11 protein-coding genes, 1 tRNA gene and 3 rRNA genes are annotated in these 19,180 nt (G+C 65.2%); 12 read left to right on the forward strand and 3 right to left on the reverse strand.

The features are described 5' to 3' along the window. Nucleotides 1-58: 58 nt before the first annotated feature. The 5 genes from rpsO to OG735_RS31010 all read left to right on the forward strand — a co-directional run bounded on the left by rpsO (nt 59) and on the right by OG735_RS31010 (nt 5,463). A complete protein-coding gene (gene rpsO / locus OG735_RS30990; protein ID WP_093600212.1) occupies nt 59-349 on the forward strand; it encodes a 30S ribosomal protein S15 in 291 nt (96 codons plus the stop codon). A 266-nt stretch (nt 350-615) separates the two neighbouring features. Beyond that, a complete protein-coding gene (locus tag OG735_RS30995; RefSeq protein WP_327326425.1) occupies nt 616-2,832 on the forward strand; it encodes a polyribonucleotide nucleotidyltransferase in 2,217 nt (738 codons plus the stop codon). Then, nucleotides 2,829-4,208, forward strand: a complete 1,380-nt coding sequence (locus OG735_RS31000; protein WP_327326426.1) for a M16 family metallopeptidase — start codon at nt 2,829-2,831, stop codon at nt 4,206-4,208. Before OG735_RS30995 ends, OG735_RS31000 begins: the two co-directional genes overlap by 4 nt. Nucleotides 4,209-4,225: 17 nt before the next feature. After that, complete coding sequence (gene dapB, locus OG735_RS31005) at nt 4,226-4,978, forward strand: 4-hydroxy-tetrahydrodipicolinate reductase (RefSeq protein WP_327326427.1); 753 nt, start codon at nt 4,226-4,228, stop codon at nt 4,976-4,978. 5 nt (nt 4,979-4,983) lie between these two features. Further along, nucleotides 4,984-5,463 (forward strand): hypothetical protein, encoded by a 480-nt coding sequence (locus OG735_RS31010; protein ID WP_327326428.1) that lies wholly within the window; start codon nt 4,984-4,986, stop codon nt 5,461-5,463. A 90-nt stretch (nt 5,464-5,553) separates the two neighbouring features. Here the strand turns inward: OG735_RS31010 and OG735_RS31015 are convergent, their stop codons facing one another. After that, the gene (locus tag OG735_RS31015) at nt 5,554-6,111 is read right to left on the reverse strand and encodes a hypothetical protein (protein ID WP_327326429.1); all 558 of its coding nucleotides are present in this window, start codon (nt 6,109-6,111) and stop codon (nt 5,554-5,556) included. Between the two features lie 95 nt (nt 6,112-6,206). Next, a complete protein-coding gene (locus tag OG735_RS31020) occupies nt 6,207-6,446 on the reverse strand; it encodes a hypothetical protein (RefSeq protein WP_327326430.1) in 240 nt (79 codons plus the stop codon). Between the two features lie 164 nt (nt 6,447-6,610). Here OG735_RS31020 and thyX point away from each other — a divergent pair, with 164 nt between their 5' ends. The 7 genes from thyX to OG735_RS31055 all read left to right on the forward strand — a co-directional run bounded on the left by thyX (nt 6,611) and on the right by OG735_RS31055 (nt 16,254). Next, entirely contained in the window at nt 6,611-7,351 is a 741-nt protein-coding gene (thyX, locus tag OG735_RS31025; protein ID WP_327326431.1) for an FAD-dependent thymidylate synthase, read from the forward strand. 190 nt (nt 7,352-7,541) lie between these two features. Beyond that, complete coding sequence (gene dapA / locus OG735_RS31030; RefSeq protein WP_327326432.1) at nt 7,542-8,441, forward strand: 4-hydroxy-tetrahydrodipicolinate synthase; 900 nt, start codon at nt 7,542-7,544, stop codon at nt 8,439-8,441. Nucleotides 8,442-8,573: 132 nt separating this feature from the next. Then, nucleotides 8,574-10,259, forward strand: a complete 1,686-nt coding sequence (locus OG735_RS31035; RefSeq protein WP_327326433.1) for a ribonuclease J — start codon at nt 8,574-8,576, stop codon at nt 10,257-10,259. Between the two features lie 526 nt (nt 10,260-10,785). Continuing rightward, nucleotides 10,786-12,311: ribosomal RNA gene (locus OG735_RS31040) — 16S ribosomal RNA — on the forward strand. Between the two features lie 299 nt (nt 12,312-12,610). After that, nucleotides 12,611-15,734 (forward strand): 23S ribosomal RNA (locus tag OG735_RS31045). 86 nt (nt 15,735-15,820) lie between these two features. Further along, nucleotides 15,821-15,937, forward strand: a 5S ribosomal RNA gene (gene rrf, locus OG735_RS31050). Together the 16S, 23S and 5S rRNA genes with 1 tRNA gene alongside form the textbook arrangement of a ribosomal RNA operon. A 244-nt stretch (nt 15,938-16,181) precedes the next feature. Beyond that, a tRNA-Thr gene (locus OG735_RS31055) sits at nt 16,182-16,254 on the forward strand. Between the two features lie 47 nt (nt 16,255-16,301). Here OG735_RS31055 and OG735_RS31060 read toward each other — a convergent pair. Continuing rightward, a complete protein-coding gene (locus tag OG735_RS31060) occupies nt 16,302-18,956 on the reverse strand; it encodes a SpoIIE family protein phosphatase (RefSeq protein WP_327326434.1) in 2,655 nt (884 codons plus the stop codon). Nucleotides 18,957-19,180 lie beyond the last annotated feature (224 nt).

The raw sequence follows: 19,180 nt of genomic DNA on the forward strand, positions 1-19,180 counted from the left end.
CCTGAGATCAAGACCAGGGGCACTCGTGGGCGCATCGAACATCAAAGAGGAGTACCGAGTGTCTCTCGACGCCGCTACGAAGAAGCAGATCATGACCGAGTTCGGCACCAAGGAGGGCGACACCGGCTCCCCCGAGGTCCAGGTGGCGATGCTCTCCCGCCGTATCTCGGACCTGACCGAGCACCTCAAGACGCATAAGCACGACCACCACTCCCGCCGTGGTCTGCTGATCCTGGTCGGCCAGCGCCGCCGTCTGCTGCAGTACCTGGCCAAGAAGGACATCCAGCGCTTCCGTGCGCTCGTCGACCGCCTCGGCATCCGCCGTGGTGCGGCCGGCGGCGCCAAGTAAGACGTTGGTGGAGGGAGCGGTTCCCACTCTTAGGGGGCCGCTCCCTTTGCTGTACGTGCGCTACGTACCGGACGCCAATTAGTCTGGATCGCGTAGAGCAAAACTGAACGAGCGAGAAGCCGTCTCCCCGCCGCCGGTCCTCGGTAGTGGCCCCCGGAGAACAACACCCCGGGTGCTTCGATCGAAGACCGGCCCGCAGAACGAGAGCTTCTCCGCCACGTCCTCCGCCACACGGGCGAGGGGACGAAGACGAGGAGAAAACGCTAGTGGAGAACGAGACCCACTACGCCGAGGCCGTTATCGACAACGGAACCTTCGGCACCCGCACCATCCGCTTCGAGACGGGCCGCCTGGCCAAGCAGGCCGCCGGTTCCGCCGTGGCGTACCTGGACGACGACACCATGGTGCTGTCGGCCACCACCGCTTCCAAGAAGCCCAAGGACCAGCTCGACTTCTTCCCCCTGACGGTGGACGTCGAGGAGCGGATGTACGCAGCCGGCAAGATTCCCGGCTCCTTCTTCCGTCGTGAGGGCCGGCCCTCCGAGGACGCGATCCTCACCTGCCGCCTGATCGACCGCCCGCTGCGCCCCTCCTTCAGGAAGGGCCTGCGCAACGAGATCCAGATCGTCGAGACGATCATGGCGCTCAACCCCGACCACCTGTATGACGTGGTCGCGATCAACGCCGCCTCCTGCTCCACGCAGCTGGCCGGCCTGCCCTTCTCCGGCCCGATCGGCGGCACCCGTGTCGCCCTGATCAAGGGCCAGTGGGTCGCCTTCCCGACGCACACCGAGCTCGAGGACGCCGTCTTCGACATGGTGGTCGCCGGTCGCGTCCTCGAGGACGGCGACGTCGCGATCATGATGGTCGAGGCCGAGGCCACCGAGAAGACCATCGAGCTCGTCAAGGGCGGCGCCGAGGCGCCGACCGAGGAGATCGTCGCCGCTGGTCTCGAGGCCGCGAAGCCCTTCATCAAGGCGCTGTGCAAGGCCCAGTCGGACCTCGCCGCCAAGGCCGCCAAGCCCACCGGCGAGTTCCCGGTCTTCCTCGACTACCAGGACGACGTTCTGGAGGCCCTGACCGCCGCCGTCAAGGGCGAGCTCGCGCAGGCGCTCACCATCGCCGGCAAGCAGGAGCGCGAGGCCGAGCTCGACCGCATCAAGGAGATCGCCGCCGAGAAGCTGCTCCCGCAGTTCGAGGGCCGCGAGAAGGAGATCTCCGGTGCCTACCGGGCGCTGACCAAGAAGCTGGTCCGCGAGCGCGTCATCAAGGACAAGGTCCGTATCGACGGCCGTGGCGTCACGGACATCCGTACGCTCGCCGCCGAGGTCGAGGCCATCCCGCGCGTGCACGGCTCGGCGCTGTTCGAGCGTGGCGAGACCCAGATCCTGGGCGTCACCACCCTCAACATGCTCCGTATGGAGCAGCAGCTGGACACCCTCTCCCCGGTGACCCGCAAGCGCTACATGCACAACTACAACTTCCCGCCGTACTCCGTCGGTGAGACCGGCCGCGTCGGTTCGCCGAAGCGCCGCGAGATCGGCCACGGTGCGCTCGCCGAGCGCGCCATCGTGCCGGTGCTGCCGACGCGCGAGGAGTTCCCGTACGCCATCCGCCAGGTCTCCGAGGCGCTGGGCTCCAACGGCTCGACGTCCATGGGCTCGGTCTGCGCCTCCACCATGTCGCTGCTGAACGCCGGTGTGCCGCTCAAGGCCCCCGTCGCCGGTATCGCCATGGGCCTGATCTCCGAGGAGATCGACGGCAAGACCCACTACGTCGCCCTCACCGACATCCTCGGTGCGGAGGACGCCTTCGGTGACATGGACTTCAAGGTCGCCGGTACGAAGACCTTCGTCACCGCGCTCCAGCTCGACACCAAGCTCGACGGCATCCCCGCCTCGGTCCTGGCCGCCGCGCTGAAGCAGGCCCGCGACGCCCGCCTCCACATCCTCGATGTGATGAACGAGGCCATCGACGTCCCGGACGAGATGTCCCCGAACGCCCCGCGGATCATCACCGTCAAGATCCCGGTGGACAAGATCGGTGAGGTCATCGGCCCCAAGGGCAAGATGATCAACCAGATCCAGGAGGACACCGGCGCCGACATCACGATCGAGGACGACGGCACCATCTACATCGGTGCCGCCCAGGGCTCGCAGGCCGAGGCCGCCCGCGCCACGATCAACGGCATCGCCAACCCGACCATGCCGGAGGTCGGCGAGCGCTACCTGGGTACGGTCGTCAAGACCACCACCTTCGGTGCGTTCGTGTCCCTGCTCCCGGGCAAGGACGGCCTGCTGCACATCTCGCAGATCCGCAAGCTCGCCGGTGGCAAGCGTGTGGAGAACGTCGAGGACGTGGTCGCGGTCGGCTCCAAGGTCCAGGTCGAGATCGCTGAGATCGACTCCCGCGGCAAGCTCTCCCTGATCCCCGTGATCGAGGGCGAGGACGCCGAAGACAAGAAGGACGACACCGACAAGTGACGTCGCGTAGTTCCACGACGACGGCCCGCACCTCCTCGGAGGCGCGGGCCGTCGCCCGTACCCAAACGCTTCTCAAGGGCGAGAACGGCATCGGCACGGTCCGCCGCACCGTCCTCCCCGGCGGCCTGCGCGTCGTCACCGAGACCCTGCCATCCGTACGCTCCGCCACCTTCGGGATCTGGGCGAACGTCGGCTCCCGAGACGAGACGCCGTCGCTGGGCGGCGCCACGCACTACCTCGAGCACCTCCTCTTCAAGGGCACGCACAAGCGCTCCGCCCTCGACATCTCCTCGGCGATCGACGCGGTCGGCGGCGAGATGAACGCCTTCACGGCGAAGGAGTACACCTGCTACTACGCACGGGTGCTCGACACCGACCTGCCGCTCGCCATCGACGTGGTCTGCGACATGCTCACCGGCTCGCTGATTCAGCAGGAGGACGTCGACGCCGAGCGCGGTGTCATCCTCGAGGAGATCGCGATGACCGAGGACGACCCGGGCGACTGTGTGCACGACCTGTTCGCGCACACCATGTTCGGAGACACGCCTCTCGGCCGCCCGGTCCTCGGCACGGTCGACACCGTCAACGCGCTCACCGCGGACCGCGTCCGCCGCTTCTACAAGAAGCACTACGACCCGACCCATCTGGTCGTAGCCGCCGCGGGCAACATCGACCACGCCACGGTCGTACGCCAGGTCCGCCAGGCCTTCGAGAAGGCCGGCGCCCTGTCCCGTACGGACGCGGCCCCGACCCCGCCCCGCGACGGACACCGCTCCCTGCGCACGGCCGGCCGCGTCGAACTGCTCAACCGCAAGACCGAGCAGGCCCATGTGGTCCTCGGCATGCCGGGTCTGGCCCGCACCGACGAGCGCCGCTGGGCGCTGGGTGTACTGAACACGGCCCTCGGCGGCGGCATGTCGTCCCGCCTCTTCCAAGAGGTACGGGAGAAGCGCGGCCTCGCCTACAGCGTGTACTCGTACACCTCGGGCTTCGCCGACACCGGCCTCTTCGGCGTCTACGCAGGCTGCCGGCCCAGCCAGGTCCACGACGTCCTCAAGATCTGCCGCGACGAGCTCGACCGCGTCGCATCGGACGGTCTGTCGGACGAGGAGATCGGCCGCGCCGTCGGCCAGCTCTCCGGCTCGACAGTGCTGGGCCTCGAGGACACGGGCGCGCTGATGAACCGTATCGGCAAGAGCGAGCTGTGCTGGGGCTCGCAGATGTCGGTCGACGACATGCTCGCGCGGATAGCCGCCGTCACCCCTGACGAGGTGCGCGCGGTGGCCGACGAGATCCTGGGACAGCGCCCGTCGTTGTCGGTGATCGGCCCGCTCAAGGACAAGCAGGCGGACCGACTCCACGAAGTGGTCTCCTAACCGTAAGGAAGAGAGCAATGAGCAAGCTGCGCGTGGCCGTTCTCGGCGCCAAGGGCCGTATCGGCTCGGAAGCGGTACGAGCCGTCGAGGCCGCCGACGACATGGAACTGGTCGCGGCACTCGGCCGGGGCGACAAACTGGAAGCCCTGGTGGATTCCGACGCCCAGGTCGTGGTCGAACTGACCACGCCGGCCTCGGTGATGGGCAATCTCGACTTCTGCGTACGCCACGGCATTCACGCGGTGGTCGGCACCACCGGCTGGACCGACGAACGCCTCGCGCAGCTGAACACCTCGCTCGCCGCATCGCCAAGGACCGGCGTGCTCATTGCGCCGAACTTCTCCATCGGAGCGGTCCTCACCATGAAGTTCGCGCAGCAGGCGGCGCGTTACTTCGAGTCCGTCGAGGTCGTCGAGCTGCACCACCCGAACAAGGCCGACGCCCCCAGCGGCACCGCCACCCGCACCGCCCAGCTCATCGCGGCGGCCCGCGCCGAGGCGGGCTGCGCACCGCAGCCCGACGCGACCGTCACCGCGCTGGACGGCGCCCGCGGCGCGGACGTCGACGGCGTCCCCGTGCACGCCATCCGGCTGCGCGGACTCCTCGCCCACCAGGAAGTCCTGCTCGGCGGCGAGGGCGAGACGCTGACCATCCGGCACGATTCCCTGCATCACAGCAGCTTCATGCCGGGCATCCTGCTCGGCGTCCGCCGTGTGGTGTCCGCTCCAGGCCTCACCTTCGGCCTGGAAAACTTCCTCGACCTCGGCTGACGGCCATGGGCGGAAAGATCACGTACTTCTTCCTCGCCACTGTGCTGGTCATCGTCTTCGGCGTGGTGGCGCTGGAGGGGGTGCTGCTCATGCTGACCGGTGAGCCGGCCGCCATGGGGATGGGCGCGGTGGCGTTCCTGCTGCCGTGCATCGGCGTCTGGTTCCTCCGGCACAACACGCGCTTCGCGCGCAATGCCCATCGGCTGGCCCGTGAGCTGGAGGCCGAGGGCGGCCTGCCGGTCGATGAGTCGAGGCACACGCCCGGCGGCCGTATAGACCGGGACTCCGCGGACGCCGTGTTCGCCAAGCGCCGCGCCGAGACCGAGGATTCACCGGACGACTGGCGCAGCTGGTTCCGCCTCGCCGTCGCCTACCACGATGCCCGTGACACCCCGCGCGCCCGCAAGGCCATGCAAAGGGCGATCGCGCTGCACGATCGCCCGGCCACGACAAGCCCCTCCACATCAAGCCTCTCCGGCGATTGAGGAGGGGGGCCGGGGGCGGAGCCCCCGAAGCGGGTTCCAAGCGGGTTCCGCGGCGAAGCCCCGAAAGGCTCCCGGACTCACCGGCCCCGGTCAGGCGCGGCGGTACTCCGCTCCCCACGCCTCGACCGTGTCCGCCGCCCGGTCAAACGCCTCGGCGCGCGACAGGAAGTCCGCGTTGTGATCGGTGAGCAGCGGCAGCAGCTCGGCGCCCTGTCGTACGACGACGAGCGCCTGGCCCTGCACGGTGCGCGGCAGCCCGAGCCAGCGCACCGGCTGCTGCACGGTGCGTACCGCGGAAGCGCGGTTCCACGGCACCGTGGTGGTCGAAAGGAATCCCACGCGCCGTACCCCGTGTCGGCTGACCCAGACACCCGCGCGCAGCAGCCGCAGTGCGGCGGCGACCAGCGCGAGCCCCACGCCCAGGCACAGTCCCGCCCCCGGCAGCGCAACCGCGAACGCGATGATCATCGCCGCGATGAGCACGAACGAGGCGAGCAGCAGCAACAAAGCCGCCGCCGCGACCCGCCAGGGGCCCGGACGGTACGGACGCCGCCAGGTGTCGTGATCGTCGAAGGGCAGCGCGATGTCGTCGGCGTTCTCGGCGTCTGTGCCAAATGCGCGGTCGGCTGTCAGAAAGGGCAGGGGCACGACTGATCCTCACTCACCAGCACACTCGATTGGGCTGTGCCTGGTGAGGCTACCGAGGACGCCTCTGACCGACCACTCCAGGGGGGCCGTACGAGTCAGCGGCTGTCGGACGCCTGGGACTGCTGCGAATGCCCCGCCGTCCGGCCGGATTCCAGCGAGGGAAGCCCGAAGAGCAGCGCGCCGACCAGTCCACAGGCGATGGTCAGCCCGATCAGCGTACGGCCGGCGAGCTGCGAGACGCTGGGGCGTTCGCGGGGCGGGGGAGTGACGTTGCTGCGGAAGTGATCGGCCTCGGCGACGAACGCGAAAGGGACGGCCTCTCGCCGGCGGAACATCAGGGCACTCTCCTTGACTGCTGATGACGGAACGCTGCTACCGGTACAGACGAGCGGAAGGCCACATCGGTGCCCGATTTCGCCGAAATAGCTGAAGATTGTCGATGCGCGAGGTGGTCTAGAGTGGGCGCCGCCCGAGCGAAGACGTTGGAAGGACCCTGTCGGTGACCGACACCCCCGCCGAGACCGCCACGCCCAGTTTCCGCAGCGATGTCACCGTTGAACTGGTGAAGCACACCGCCGGCGACTCCGACGTGCTGTGGGCCGCCCGAGTCTCCACGGCGGGCGAGCAGTCTCTGGAGGAGCTGCAGAGGGACCCGGAGCGCTCCAAGGGACTCATCAACTTCCTGATGCGGGACCGCCACGGCAGCCCCTTCGAGCACAACTCGATGACCTTCTTCATCAGCGCCCCGATCTTCGTCTTCCGTGAGTTCATGCGGCACCGCGTCGGCTGGTCGTACAACGAGGAGTCCGGCCGCTACCGCGAGCTGCAGCCGGTCTTCTACGTCCCCGGCGCGGACCGCAAGCTGGTCCAGGAGGGCCGCCCCGGCAAGTACGTCTTCGTCGAAGGCACATCGGAGCAGCAGAAGATCGTGACCGAGTCCATGGAGGACTCGTACCGCCGGTCGTACGAGACATACCAGGAGATGCTGGCCGCGGGCGTCGCCCGCGAGGTCGCGCGTGCCGTCCTCCCGGTGGGCCTGTTCTCCTCCATGTACGCCACCTGCAACGCCCGCTCACTGATGCACTTCCTCGGCCTCCGCACCCAGCACGAGCTGGCAGCGGTCCCGTCCTTCCCGCAGCGGGAGATCGAGATGGTCGGCGAGAAGATGGAAGCGCACTGGGCGAAGCTCATGCCGCTCACCTACGCAGCCTTCAACGCCAACGGCCGCGTCGCTCCGTAGGGCACAGATGTACGGCCAGCCCGATGAAGTGTCCGGATTGCGGCGTTTCGAGTACTTCATCTAGGCTGATCAAACGGACCCGGCACTGCTTGAACCCCCGAGCAGGCAGTGCCGGGCTCCGCTTGTCGGGTTGTACGTCACGTCCCCCCGAGGGGACACTGCGTACTGAGCAGCGAGTAGCGTGTTACCCATGGCTCCGATCTCCACTCCGCAGACCCCGTTCGGGCGGGTCCTCACCGCTATGGTCACGCCCTTCACGACGGACGGCGCACTCGACCTCGCCGGCGCCCAGCGACTGGCCACCCATCTGGTGGACGCAGGCAATGACGGCCTGATCATCAACGGCACCACCGGTGAGTCGCCGACCACCAGCGACGCGGAGAAAGACCAGCTCGTACGGGCTGTACTGGAAGCGGTCGGAGACCGGGCCCATGTCGTGGCCGGTATCGGCACCAACGACACCCGCCACAGCATCGAGCTCGCCCGCACAGCCGAACGCTCCGGAGCGCACGGCCTGCTGGCTGTGACGCCGTACTACAACAAGCCCCCCCAGGAGGGCCTGTTCCGGCACTTCTCGGCCATCGCGGATGCCACGGAACTGCCCGTGATGCTCTACGACATCCCAGGCCGCAGCGGCGTCCCGATCGACACCGAAACTCTCGTGCGCCTCGCCGAGCACCCGCGTATTGTCGCCAACAAGGACGCCAAGGGTGACCTGGGCCGCGCCAGCTGGGCCATCGCCCGTAGCGGTCTCGCCTGGTACTCCGGCGACGACATGCTCAACCTCCCGCTGCTTTCGGTCGGCGCAATCGGCTTTGTCTCCGTCGTCGGCCATGTCGTCACCCCGGAGCTCCGCGCCCTCCTCGACGCCCACCTCACCGGTGACGTCCAGAAGGCCACCGAGATCCACCAGCAGCTGCTTCCGGTGTTCACGGGCATGTTCCGTACGCAGGGTGTCATCACCACCAAGGCGGCACTGGCCCTCCAGGGCCTCCCGGCCGGACCGCTCCGGCTCCCCCTGGTGGAGCTCTCCCCAGAGGAAACCGCGCAGCTCAAGATCGACCTCGCTGCCGGTGGGGTACAGCTCTAAACACAGACTTCACAACTGAATACGCAGAGAAACCCGACCGAAACGGTCGGACCCAAGACAACAGCAAGTGCACGAATGTCATGTACGCCACGTGCCTCAGCGGTACGTGGCGTGCGTGGTGAGGAGAGTCTTTTGAGTCATCCGCATCCTGAACTCGGCGCCCCGCCGAAGCTGCCCAAGGGCGGCCTGCGCGTCACCCCGCTCGGCGGCCTCGGCGAGATCGGCCGCAATATGACGGTCTTCGAGTACGACGGCCGGCTGCTGATCGTCGACTGCGGCGTCCTCTTCCCCGAGGAGGAGCAGCCCGGTATCGACCTGATCCTGCCGGACTTCACCACCATCCGGGACCGTCTCGACGACGTCGAGGGCATCGTGCTCACGCACGGCCACGAGGACCACATCGGCGGCGTCCCGTTCCTGCTCCGGCTGAAGCCCGACATCCCGCTGATCGGCTCCAAGCTGACCCTCGCCCTGATCGAGGCGAAGCTCCAGGAGCACCGCATCCGCCCGTACACCCTCGAGGTGACGGAGGGCCACCGCGAGCGCATCGGCCCGTTCGACTGCGAGTTCGTCGCGGTCAACCACTCCATCCCGGACGCGCTGGCCGTCGCCATCCGCACTCCTGCGGGCATGGTGGTCCACACAGGCGACTTCAAGATGGACCAGCTCCCGCTGGACCGCCGCCTCACGGACCTCCCGACCTTCGCCAAGCTGGGCGAAGAGGGCATCGACCTGCTGCTCTCGGACTCCACCAACGCCGAGGTCCCGGGCTTCGTCCCGCCCGAGCGGGACATTTCCAACGTCCTGCGGACGGTGTTCGCGAACGCCCAGAAGCGCATCATCGTGGCGAGCTTCGCCAGCCACGTCCACCGCATCCAGCAGATCCTCGACGCGGCCCATGAGTACGGACGCCGCGTGGCATTCGTCGGGCGCTCCATGGTCCGCAACATGGGCATCGCCCGTGACCTGGGATATCTGAAGGTTCCGGCCGGCCTCGTCGTCGACGTCAAGACACTCGACGACCTTCCGGACGACGAGGTCGTACTCGTCTGCACGGGCTCTCAGGGCGAGCCGATGGCGGCGCTCTCCCGGATGGCCAACCGCGACCACCAGATCCGCATCGTCCCCGGCGACACGGTGATCCTGGCGTCGTCCCTCATCCCGGGTAACGAGAACGCGGTCTACCGCGTGATCAACGGCTTGACCAGGTGGGGCGCGGACGTCGTCCACAAGGGCAACGCCAAGGTCCATGTCTCGGGCCACGCCTCGGCCGGCGAGCTCCTGTACTTCTACAACATCTGCAAGCCGAAGAACCTGATGCCGGTCCACGGCGAATGGCGCCACCTCCGGGCCAATGCCGAACTCGGCGCACTGACGGGTGTGCCGAAGGACCGCATCGTCATCGCGGAGGACGGCGTCGTCGTCGACCTCGTCGATGGCAAGGCCAAGATCGTCGGCAAGGTCCAGGCGGGCTATGTGTATGTCGACGGCCTCTCGGTCGGCGATGTCACCGAGGCCTCTTTGAAGGACCGCCGCATTCTGGGAGACGAGGGCATCATCTCGGTCTTCATCGTGGTCGACAGCACCTCCGGCAAGATCGTCGGCGGCCCGCACATCCAGGCCCGGGGCTCCGGTATTGACGACTCGGTGTTCAGCGGCGTTGTGCCCAAGATCGAAGAGGCGCTCAACAAGTCCGCACAGGACGGCGTCGTAGAACCCCACCAGCTGCAGCAACTCGTCCGCCGCTCGGTGGGCAAGTGGGTCTCCGACACCTACCGCCGGCGCCCGATGATCCTCCCTGTCGTCGTCGAGGTCTGACGCGTCAACCACGGGGCGGGGCCCTCGATTTGCATCGGGACGCCCCGCTCCAGTACGTTTACGTCTCCACCTGAACGGGAACCAAACGCACTTGTGCGCTCGGTTGCAGTCCCCGAACTGGGCGGGAATTCCGACTCAGAATCTCTGATAAAGTCGGATCAGCCGAAAGGCAAAAGGCCCCCAACGGCCACTGGAAACGAATTCCGAACCGGAAACGGAACGGGAAAAGAATCTGGTAAGGTTGGAAACACCGAAGGGAAGCGCCCGGAGGACCCCATGAAAAGGGTCTGAAGGAAGCGTCCGTTCCTTGAGAACTCAACAGCGTGCCAAAAGTCAACGCCAGATATGTTGATACCCCGGCCTGTTTCGGCAGGTTCGAGGTTCCTTTGAAAGTCCTGCTGCTGCTCTGCAGTGGCAGGCAATGACACAGCGAGGACGCTGTGAACAGTCGGTCTTATTCCGACCGGCTGTTCCGCTCTAAGTGGTGTTGATCCCGCGCTTTTAATTAAGCACAGTCGGGAAGACATTCATGGAGAGTTTGATCCTGGCTCAGGACGAACGCTGGCGGCGTGCTTAACACATGCAAGTCGAACGATGAAGCCCTTCGGGGTGGATTAGTGGCGAACGGGTGAGTAACACGTGGGCAATCTGCCCTTCACTCTGGGACAAGCCCTGGAAACGGGGTCTAATACCGGATAACACTCCTCCCTGCATGGGGAGGGGTTGAAAGCTCCGGCGGTGAAGGATGAGCCCGCGGCCTATCAGCTTGTTGGTGGGGTGATGGCCTACCAAGGCGACGACGGGTAGCCGGCCTGAGAGGGCGACCGGCCACACTGGGACTGAGACACGGCCCAGACTCCTACGGGAGGCAGCAGTGGGGAATATTGCACAATGGGCGAAAGCCTGATGCAGCGACGCCGCGTGAGGGATGACGGCCTTCGGGTTGTAAACCTCTTTCAGCAGGGAAGAAGCGAAAGTGACGGTACCTGCAGAAGAAGCGCCGGCTAACTACGTGCCAGCAGCCGCGGTAATACGTAGGGCGCAAGCGTTGTCCGGAATTATTGGGCGTAAAGAGCTCGTAGGCGGCTTGTCACGTCGGATGTGAAAGCCCGGGGCTTAACCCCGGGTCTGCATTCGATACGGGCTAGCTAGAGTGTGGTAGGGGAGATCGGAATTCCTGGTGTAGCGGTGAAATGCGCAGATATCAGGAGGAACACCGGTGGCGAAGGCGGATCTCTGGGCCATTACTGACGCTGAGGAGCGAAAGCGTGGGGAGCGAACAGGATTAGATACCCTGGTAGTCCACGCCGTAAACGTTGGGAACTAGGTGTTGGCGACATTCCACGTCGTCGGTGCCGCAGCTAACGCATTAAGTTCCCCGCCTGGGGAGTACGGCCGCAAGGCTAAAACTCAAAGGAATTGACGGGGGCCCGCACAAGCAGCGGAGCATGTGGCTTAATTCGACGCAACGCGAAGAACCTTACCAAGGCTTGACATATACCGGAAAGCATCAGAGATGGTGCCCCCCTTGTGGTCGGTATACAGGTGGTGCATGGCTGTCGTCAGCTCGTGTCGTGAGATGTTGGGTTAAGTCCCGCAACGAGCGCAACCCTTGTTCTGTGTTGCCAGCATGCCCTTCGGGGTGATGGGGACTCACAGGAGACTGCCGGGGTCAACTCGGAGGAAGGTGGGGACGACGTCAAGTCATCATGCCCCTTATGTCTTGGGCTGCACACGTGCTACAATGGCCGGTACAATGAGCTGCGATGCCGCGAGGCGGAGCGAATCTCAAAAAGCCGGTCTCAGTTCGGATTGGGGTCTGCAACTCGACCCCATGAAGTCGGAGTTGCTAGTAATCGCAGATCAGCATTGCTGCGGTGAATACGTTCCCGGGCCTTGTACACACCGCCCGTCACGTCACGAAAGTCGGTAACACCCGAAGCCGGTGGCCCAACCCCTTGTGGGAGGGAGCTGTCGAAGGTGGGACTGGCGATTGGGACGAAGTCGTAACAAGGTAGCCGTACCGGAAGGTGCGGCTGGATCACCTCCTTTCTAAGGAGCACTTCTTACCGGGCTTGCCCGGTCAGAGGCCAGAACACCGGCGAATGTCCGGTGCTGGTTGCTCATGGGTGGAACGTTGACTATTCGGCACGGTTTGCTGGCTTCACTAGTACTGCTTCGGCGTGGAACGTGAGAGTTGGTGGGTCGTGCCGGGCGCGCTGTTGGGTATCTGAGGGTGCGAGCGTGAGCTCGCCCTTCGCGATGCCGGCCCCAGTGAACTCGCTCGTGAGAGCGGGGTGGTGGGTGGCTGGTCGTTGTTTGAGAACTGCACAGTGGACGCGAGCATCTGTGGCCAAGTTTTTAAGGGCGCACGGTGGATGCCTTGGCACCAGGAACCGATGAAGGACGTGGGAGGCCACGATAGTCCCCGGGGAGCCGTCAACCAGGCTTTGATCCGGGGGTTTCCGAATGGGGAAACCCGGCAGTCGTCATGGGCTGTCACCCACTGCTGAACACATAGGCAGTGTGGAGGGAACGAGGGGAAGTGAAACATCTCAGTACCCTCAGGAAGAGAAAACAACCGTGATTCCGGGAGTAGTGGCGAGCGAAACCGGATGAGGCCAAACCGTATGCGTGTGATACCCGGCAGGGGTTGCGCATACGGGGTTGTGGGATCGCACTTCAACAGTCTGCCGGCTGTTGGGCGAGTCAGAAACCGTTGATGTAGGCGAAGGACATGCGAAAGGTCCGGCGTAGAGGGTAAGACCCCCGTAGCTGAAACATCAGCGGCTTGCTTGTGCGACACCCAAGTAGCACGGGGCCCGAGAAATCCCGTGTGAATCTGGCGGGACCACCCGCTAAGCCTAAATATTCCCTGGTGACCGATAGCGGATAGTACCGTGAGGGAATGGTGAAAAGTACCGCGGGAGCGGAGTGAAATAGTACCTGAAACCGTGTGCCTACAAGCCGTGGGAGCGTCGCTGTGTGTGCTTGCACATGCAGTCGTGACTGCGTGCCTTTTGAAGAATGAGCCTGCGAGTTTGCGGTGTGTTGCGAGGTTAACCCGTGTGGGGAAGCCGTAGCGAAAGCGAGTCCGAACAGGGCGATTCAGTAGCGCGCTCAAGACCCGAAGCGGAGTGATCTAGCCATGGGCAGGTTGAAGCGGAGGTAAGACTTCGTGGAGGACCGAACCCACCAGGGTTGAAAACCTGGGGGATGACCTGTGGTTAGGGGTGAAAGGCCAATCAAACTCCGTGATAGCTGGTTCTCCCCGAAATGCATTTAGGTGCAGCGTCGTGTGTTTCTTGCCGGAGGTAGAGCACTGGATAGGCGATGGGCCCTACCGGGTTACTGACCTTAGCCAAACTCCGAATGCCGGTAAGTGAGAGCGCGGCAGTGAGACTGTGGGGGATAAGCTCCATGGTCGAGAGGGAAACAGCCCAGAGCATCGACTAAGGCCCCTAAGCGTACGCTAAGTGGGAAAGGATGTGGAGTCGCAGAGACAACCAGGAGGTTGGCTTAGAAGCAGCCACCCTTGAAAGAGTGCGTAATAGCTCACTGGTCAAGTGATTCCGCGCCGACAATGTAGCGGGGCTCAAGCGTACCGCCGAAGTCGTGTCATTGCAGCAATAGGGCCAACGCCCGCTGTGATGGGTAGGGGAGCGTCGTGTGCCGGGTGAAGCCGCCGCGTAAGCGAGTGGTGGACGGTTCACGAGTGAGAATGCAGGCATGAGTAGCGATACACACGTGAGAAACGTGTGCGCCGATTGACTAAGGGTTCCTGGGTCAAGCTGATCTGCCCAGGGTAAGTCGGGACCTAAGGCGAGGCCGACAGGCGTAGTCGATGGACAACCGGTTGATATTCCGGTACCCGCTTTGAAACGCCCAGTATCGAGCCCATTAATGCTAAGGCCGTGAAGCCGCCCTGATCTCTTCGGAGTTGAGGGGAGTGGTGGAGCCGCCGGCCCAAGGTGGTAGTAGGTAAGCGATGGGGTGACGCAGGAAGGTAGTCCAGCCCGGGCGGTGGTTGTCCCGGGGTAAGGGTGTAGGCCGTGTGATAGGCAAATCCGTCACACATTAAGGCTGAGACCTGATGCCGAGCCGATTGTGGTGAAGTGGATGATCCTATGCTGTCGAGAAAAGCCTCTAGCGAGTTTCATGGCGGCCCGTACCCTAAACCGACTCAGGTGGTCAGGTAGAGAATACCGAGGCGTTCGGGTGAACTATGGTTAAGGAACTCGGCAAAATGCCCCCGTAACTTCGGGAGAAGGGGGGCCATCACCGGTGACGGCATTTACTGCCAGAGCTGGGGGTGGCCGCAGAGACCAGCGAGAAGCGACTGTTTACTAAAAACACAGGTCCGTGCGAAGCCGTAAGGCGATGTATACGGACTGACGCCTGCCCGGTGCTGGAACGTTAAGGGGACCGGTTAGTCACATTTCGGTGTGGCGAAGCTGAGAACTTAAGCGCCAGTAAACGGCGGTGGTAACTATAACCATCCTAAGGTAGCGAAATTCCTTGTCGGGTAAGTTCCGACCTGCACGAATGGCGTAACGACTTCTCGACTGTCTCAACCATAGGCCCGGTGAAATTGCACTACGAGTAAAGATGCTCGTTTCGCGCAGCAGGACGGAAAGACCCCGGGACCTTTACTACAGTTTGATATTGGTGTTCGGTTCGGCTTGTGTAGGATAGGTGGGAGACTGTGAACTCTGGACGCCAGTTCAGGGGGAGTCATCGTTGAAATACCACTCTGGTCGTGCTGGATGTCTAACCTGGGTCCGTGATCCGGATCAGGGACAGTGTCTGATGGGTAGTTTAACTGGGGCGGTTGCCTCCCAAAGGGTAACGGAGGCGCCCAAAGGTTCCCTCAGCCTGGTTGGCAATCAGGTGTTGAGTGTAAGTGCACAAGGGAGCTTGACTGTGAGACCGACGGGTCGAGCAGGGACGAAAGTCGGGACTAGTGATCCGGCGGTGGCTTGTGGAAGCGCCGTCGCTCAACGGATAAAAGGTACCCCGGGGATAACAGGCTGATCTTCCCCAAGAGTCCATATCGACGGGATGGTTTGGCACCTCGATGTCGGCTCGTCGCATCCTGGGGCTGGAGTCGGTCCCAAGGGTTGGGCTGTTCGCCCATTAAAGCGGTACGCGAGCTGGGTTTAGAACGTCGTGAGACAGTTCGGTCCCTATCCGCTGCGCGCGCAGGAGTCTTGAGAAGGGCTGTCCCTAGTACGAGAGGACCGGGACGGACGAACCTCTGGTGTGCCAGTTGTCCTGCCAAGGGCATGGCTGGTTGGCTACGTTCGGAAAGGATAACCGCTGAAAGCATCTAAGCGGGAAGCCTGCTTCGAGATGAGGACTCCCACCCCCTTGAGGGGTTAAGGCTCCCAGTAGACGACTGGGTTGATAGGCCAGATGTGGAAGCCGGGCAACCGGTGAAGCTGACTGGTACTAATAGGCCGAGGGCTTGTCCTCAGTTGCTCGCGTCCACTGTGTTAGTTCTGAAGCAACGAACTGTCGAGTCCCCTGTGGGGATTCCGGGTCGTACATCTTCATAGAGTTTCGGTGGTCATAGCGTTAGGGAAACGCCCGGTTACATTCCGAACCCGGAAGCTAAGCCTTTCAGCGCCGATGGTACTGCAGGGGGGACCCTGTGGGAGAGTAGGACGCCGCCGAACAATATTTAGCCTCAGTCCCCGGACCTTGTCCGGGGACTGAGGCATTTTTGCGTTCAGGACCACTCCTGGGAGAGCACGACCGGTGCGGCGGCGACGGCGATCCTGGGTGTGCTCGGACCGGTCCGCAAGGGTACATGGGTGGCAGGAAACGTGGCAGCAGGGAAACGGTCGGCCCAGCGGAGTGGATGGTTCTGAGCAGCCGGGTGTTCGGGGTATGATCTACCTCGTTGCCGCAGGGCAGCAGGCCCCAATAGCTCAGTCGGTAGAGCGTCTCCATGGTAAGGAGAAGGTCTACGGTTCGATTCCGTATTGGGGCTCGGCAAAGAAGAAGGCCCCCGCCAAGTGGCGGGGGCCTTCTTCGTGTTCAGGCTGTGTGGGGCTCCGGGATGCGCATCGCGAGGATGGCCATGTCGTCGGAGGCGGGTTCGGCCGCGAAGCGCTCCACAGCGCGCAGGACGCGGGTGGCAACCGCTCCCGCTGTCAGGCCGGTGCAGGTCGTGAGGACGTCGATCAGACCGTCGTCGCCCAGCATGCGGGTGCCCTCGCGGCGTTCGGTGACGCCGTCCGTGACACAGAGCAGGACGTCGCCGGGGTCGAGGGTCACCATCTGCTCGTACAGCTCCAGGTCGTCCATCACACCGAGGAGGGGCTGCGGCTCCGCTGCCGGTTCCACGCTGCCGTCCTGACGCAGACGCAGCGGCAGCGGGTGGCCGGCGCAGACGACCTTGAGGACCGCGCTGCCGTCCTCCTGCGGCCACAACTCGCCGTACAGGAGCGTGAGGAAGCGGCTGCGAGCGCCTTCGTCGAGGATCGCCGCGTTCAGGCGTTCGAGGACCGCGGGGCCGCCGAAGCCCTCGCGGGCGAGCAGACGCAGTGCATGGCGGGCGAGGCCGGTCACAGCCGCGGCTTCCGGGCCCGTACCGCAGACGTCGCCGATGGCGAAGCCGTACGCGCCGTCTCGGATGGGGAAGAGGTCGTAGAAGTCGCCGCCGACCTCGTTGCCTTCGCCGGCCGCGCGGTAGATGACCTCGACCTCGACGCCGGGGATCTGGGGCAGCCCCGGCGGCAGCAGGCTGCGCTGCAGTGCCTGGCTGATGGCTGTGCGCTCGGAGTACAGCCGGGCGTTGTCGAGGGCGAGTGCCGCTCGCCGGGAGAGGTCCTCGGCGAGTTCCAGGATCTCCTGGCGGAAATGGTCGTCGGAGGGCTTGCCGAGGACCAGCATGCCGATGACACGGTTGCGGGCGACGAGCGGCAGGACGACCGTCTCGCCGCCGACCGCTGCGGCCGTGGCGCGTGTGGTGCCGATGCCGGAGGAGACCGGTGAAGTGGAGCCCAGGCCGAGTTCGCGCTTGGAGGTGCGCAGGGCCGCCTGTTGGGCGGCCTCGGCCGGAGCGGTCCAGACGCGGGCCCCTGGGGTGGGAACCGGGTCGGGCGGGTCGACTTTGGAGAGGAGGGCCTTGAGGCCGTCGATGCGGTCCTCGTCCTCGTGGAGTACGTAGCTGAGATACGGCTCCGAAGCCTGGTCGGCGATCGTGTAGACGGCGCACCAGGTGGCGAGGGTGGGGACCGTCATCTGGGCCATCAGCGCCAGGGTTTGGTCGCGGTCGAGTGTTCCGGCGAGCAGGTCGGAAGCCTCGACGAGGAAGGAGAGCGAGCCGCGGCGCAGGCGCTCCAGCTCGCCCAGGCGGGCCGATTCGACGGCCAGGGCGATGCGGTCGGCCGCGAACTGGAGGCGCAGGGCCTCCTCGTTGGAGTAGCGGCCCGCGGATTCGGCGGCGACGCCGAGGGAGCCGGTGAGGCGGCCCTCGACCTTCAGCGGGACGGTGACGACCGAGCGCATCCCGGTGGAGTTGAGCAGCGGGACGGCGCCGGGGACGGCGGTGAGGTCCTCGTGGACGGCGGGCATTCTGGCTGAGCCGTAGCGGCCGGTGCCGGCTTCGACCGGGACACGGGCGAAGCGCTGGCGAGCCGAGGGGAGGCCGGTGGTGGCACGTACTTCCAGCTCGGTCTCGTCATCGGTGGCCAGCAGCAGAAAGGCGGCGTCGCCGTCGAGCATGTCGCGGGCGCGCTCGACGGTGCGCTGGAGCAGGCCGTCGAGATCATCGGGGGCGGGAGAGCCGATGAAGACCTCGAAGGGATCGGTGGCGTGACTCTCGCCGCCCGTTTCGGTGACGGGGGCGCGCTGCGGGGTCTGGATGACGGCGCGTTCGTCGTCGCGTACGAGAAGGCAGACCGTGGAGGGCTCGCCGTTGGTGTCCCGTACCCGAAGGTGGGAGGCGTAGACGGGGACGACGCGGCCGTCGGTGCCGCGGATGCCGTAACTGCCTTCCCAGCGGGAGAGTTGGAGCGCCTCGACGATGCCGGTGCCGATGCCGGGGGTGTGCGGCCAGGCGGCGAAGTCGGTCAGCGGCTTGCCGATGACCTGCTCGGCGGCGTATCCGAAGAGGTGCTGGGCGTCCTCGTTCCAGACGGAGATCGAACCGCTGCGGTCGATCTGGGTGACGGCGACGCGTACGCGTTCGTCGGCCACCGGGAGCAGGGCGGTGGGCATGACCGGCCCGGCGGAGCGGGTGCCCACCGGGCGCTGGGGGAGGTCGAGTTGGAACCACACCTGTTTGTAGGTGGGGGTGTACTCGACGCCCCAGCGGGAGGCGAGGGCGGCGCACAGAAGGAGTCCCCGGCCGTTCTCGCGGTCGGGGCTGCCGAGTGACAGACCGGTGCCCTGGATCGGGATTTCGCGTTCGGGATAGCGGTCGGCGACTTCGACCCGTACGCCGTCCTCCGTACGCAGACAGAGAACGTCGGCCGAGGTGCCGGCGTGCACGACGGCATTGGTGACGAGCTCGCTGGTGAGGACGACCGCATCATCGACGACGTCGGCATATCCCCACCCCTGGAGGGTGTCGCGCACAAAGGCGCGGGCGGTCGCGACGGACCGTCCTACAGGGTCGAAGCTGGCAGCCGCCCGCGCGGTGATCACAGAACTCCTCGTACGCGTCTCGACGCCCGGCTCTGCCATGATCGGCCTGCCCCTCCCGGTGCCCGGTGGTAGTACTTGCGCCACCCCGCCCCCGCCGGGCGGACCGGAGCGGGTGGACAGCCGGATGCCAGGTTACTTACCTTCGCTGTCCGAGCGGATGCCGGTTACCGCTGTTTCCGCCCACCGAGGGCGGGGACGCTATGCGAAGCTGCCGAACTGTTATGGCCTGGTTCGGCCATGGTGAAACACTGGGCAGGCTTCCT

It is taken from the genome of Streptomyces sp. NBC_01210 (assembly GCF_036010325.1).
In the GTDB taxonomy this organism is placed as follows: Bacteria; Actinomycetota; Actinomycetes; order Streptomycetales; family Streptomycetaceae; genus Streptomyces.

Excerpts from the sequence above, each read along its gene's own strand:
- dapB (WP_327326427.1), top strand. The coding sequence starts at position 4,226 with ATGAGCAAGCTGCGCGTGGCCGTTCTCGGCGCCAAGGGCCGTATCGGC.
- OG735_RS31010 (WP_327326428.1), top strand. The coding sequence starts at position 4,984 with ATGGGCGGAAAGATCACGTACTTCTTCCTCGCCACTGTGCTGGTCATC.
- OG735_RS31020 (WP_327326430.1), bottom strand. The coding sequence starts at position 6,446 with ATGTTCCGCCGGCGAGAGGCCGTCCCTTTCGCGTTCGTCGCCGAGGCC.
- dapA (WP_327326432.1), top strand. The coding sequence starts at position 7,542 with ATGGCTCCGATCTCCACTCCGCAGACCCCGTTCGGGCGGGTCCTCACC.
- OG735_RS31060 (WP_327326434.1), bottom strand. The coding sequence starts at position 18,956 with ATGGCAGAGCCGGGCGTCGAGACGCGTACGAGGAGTTCTGTGATCACC.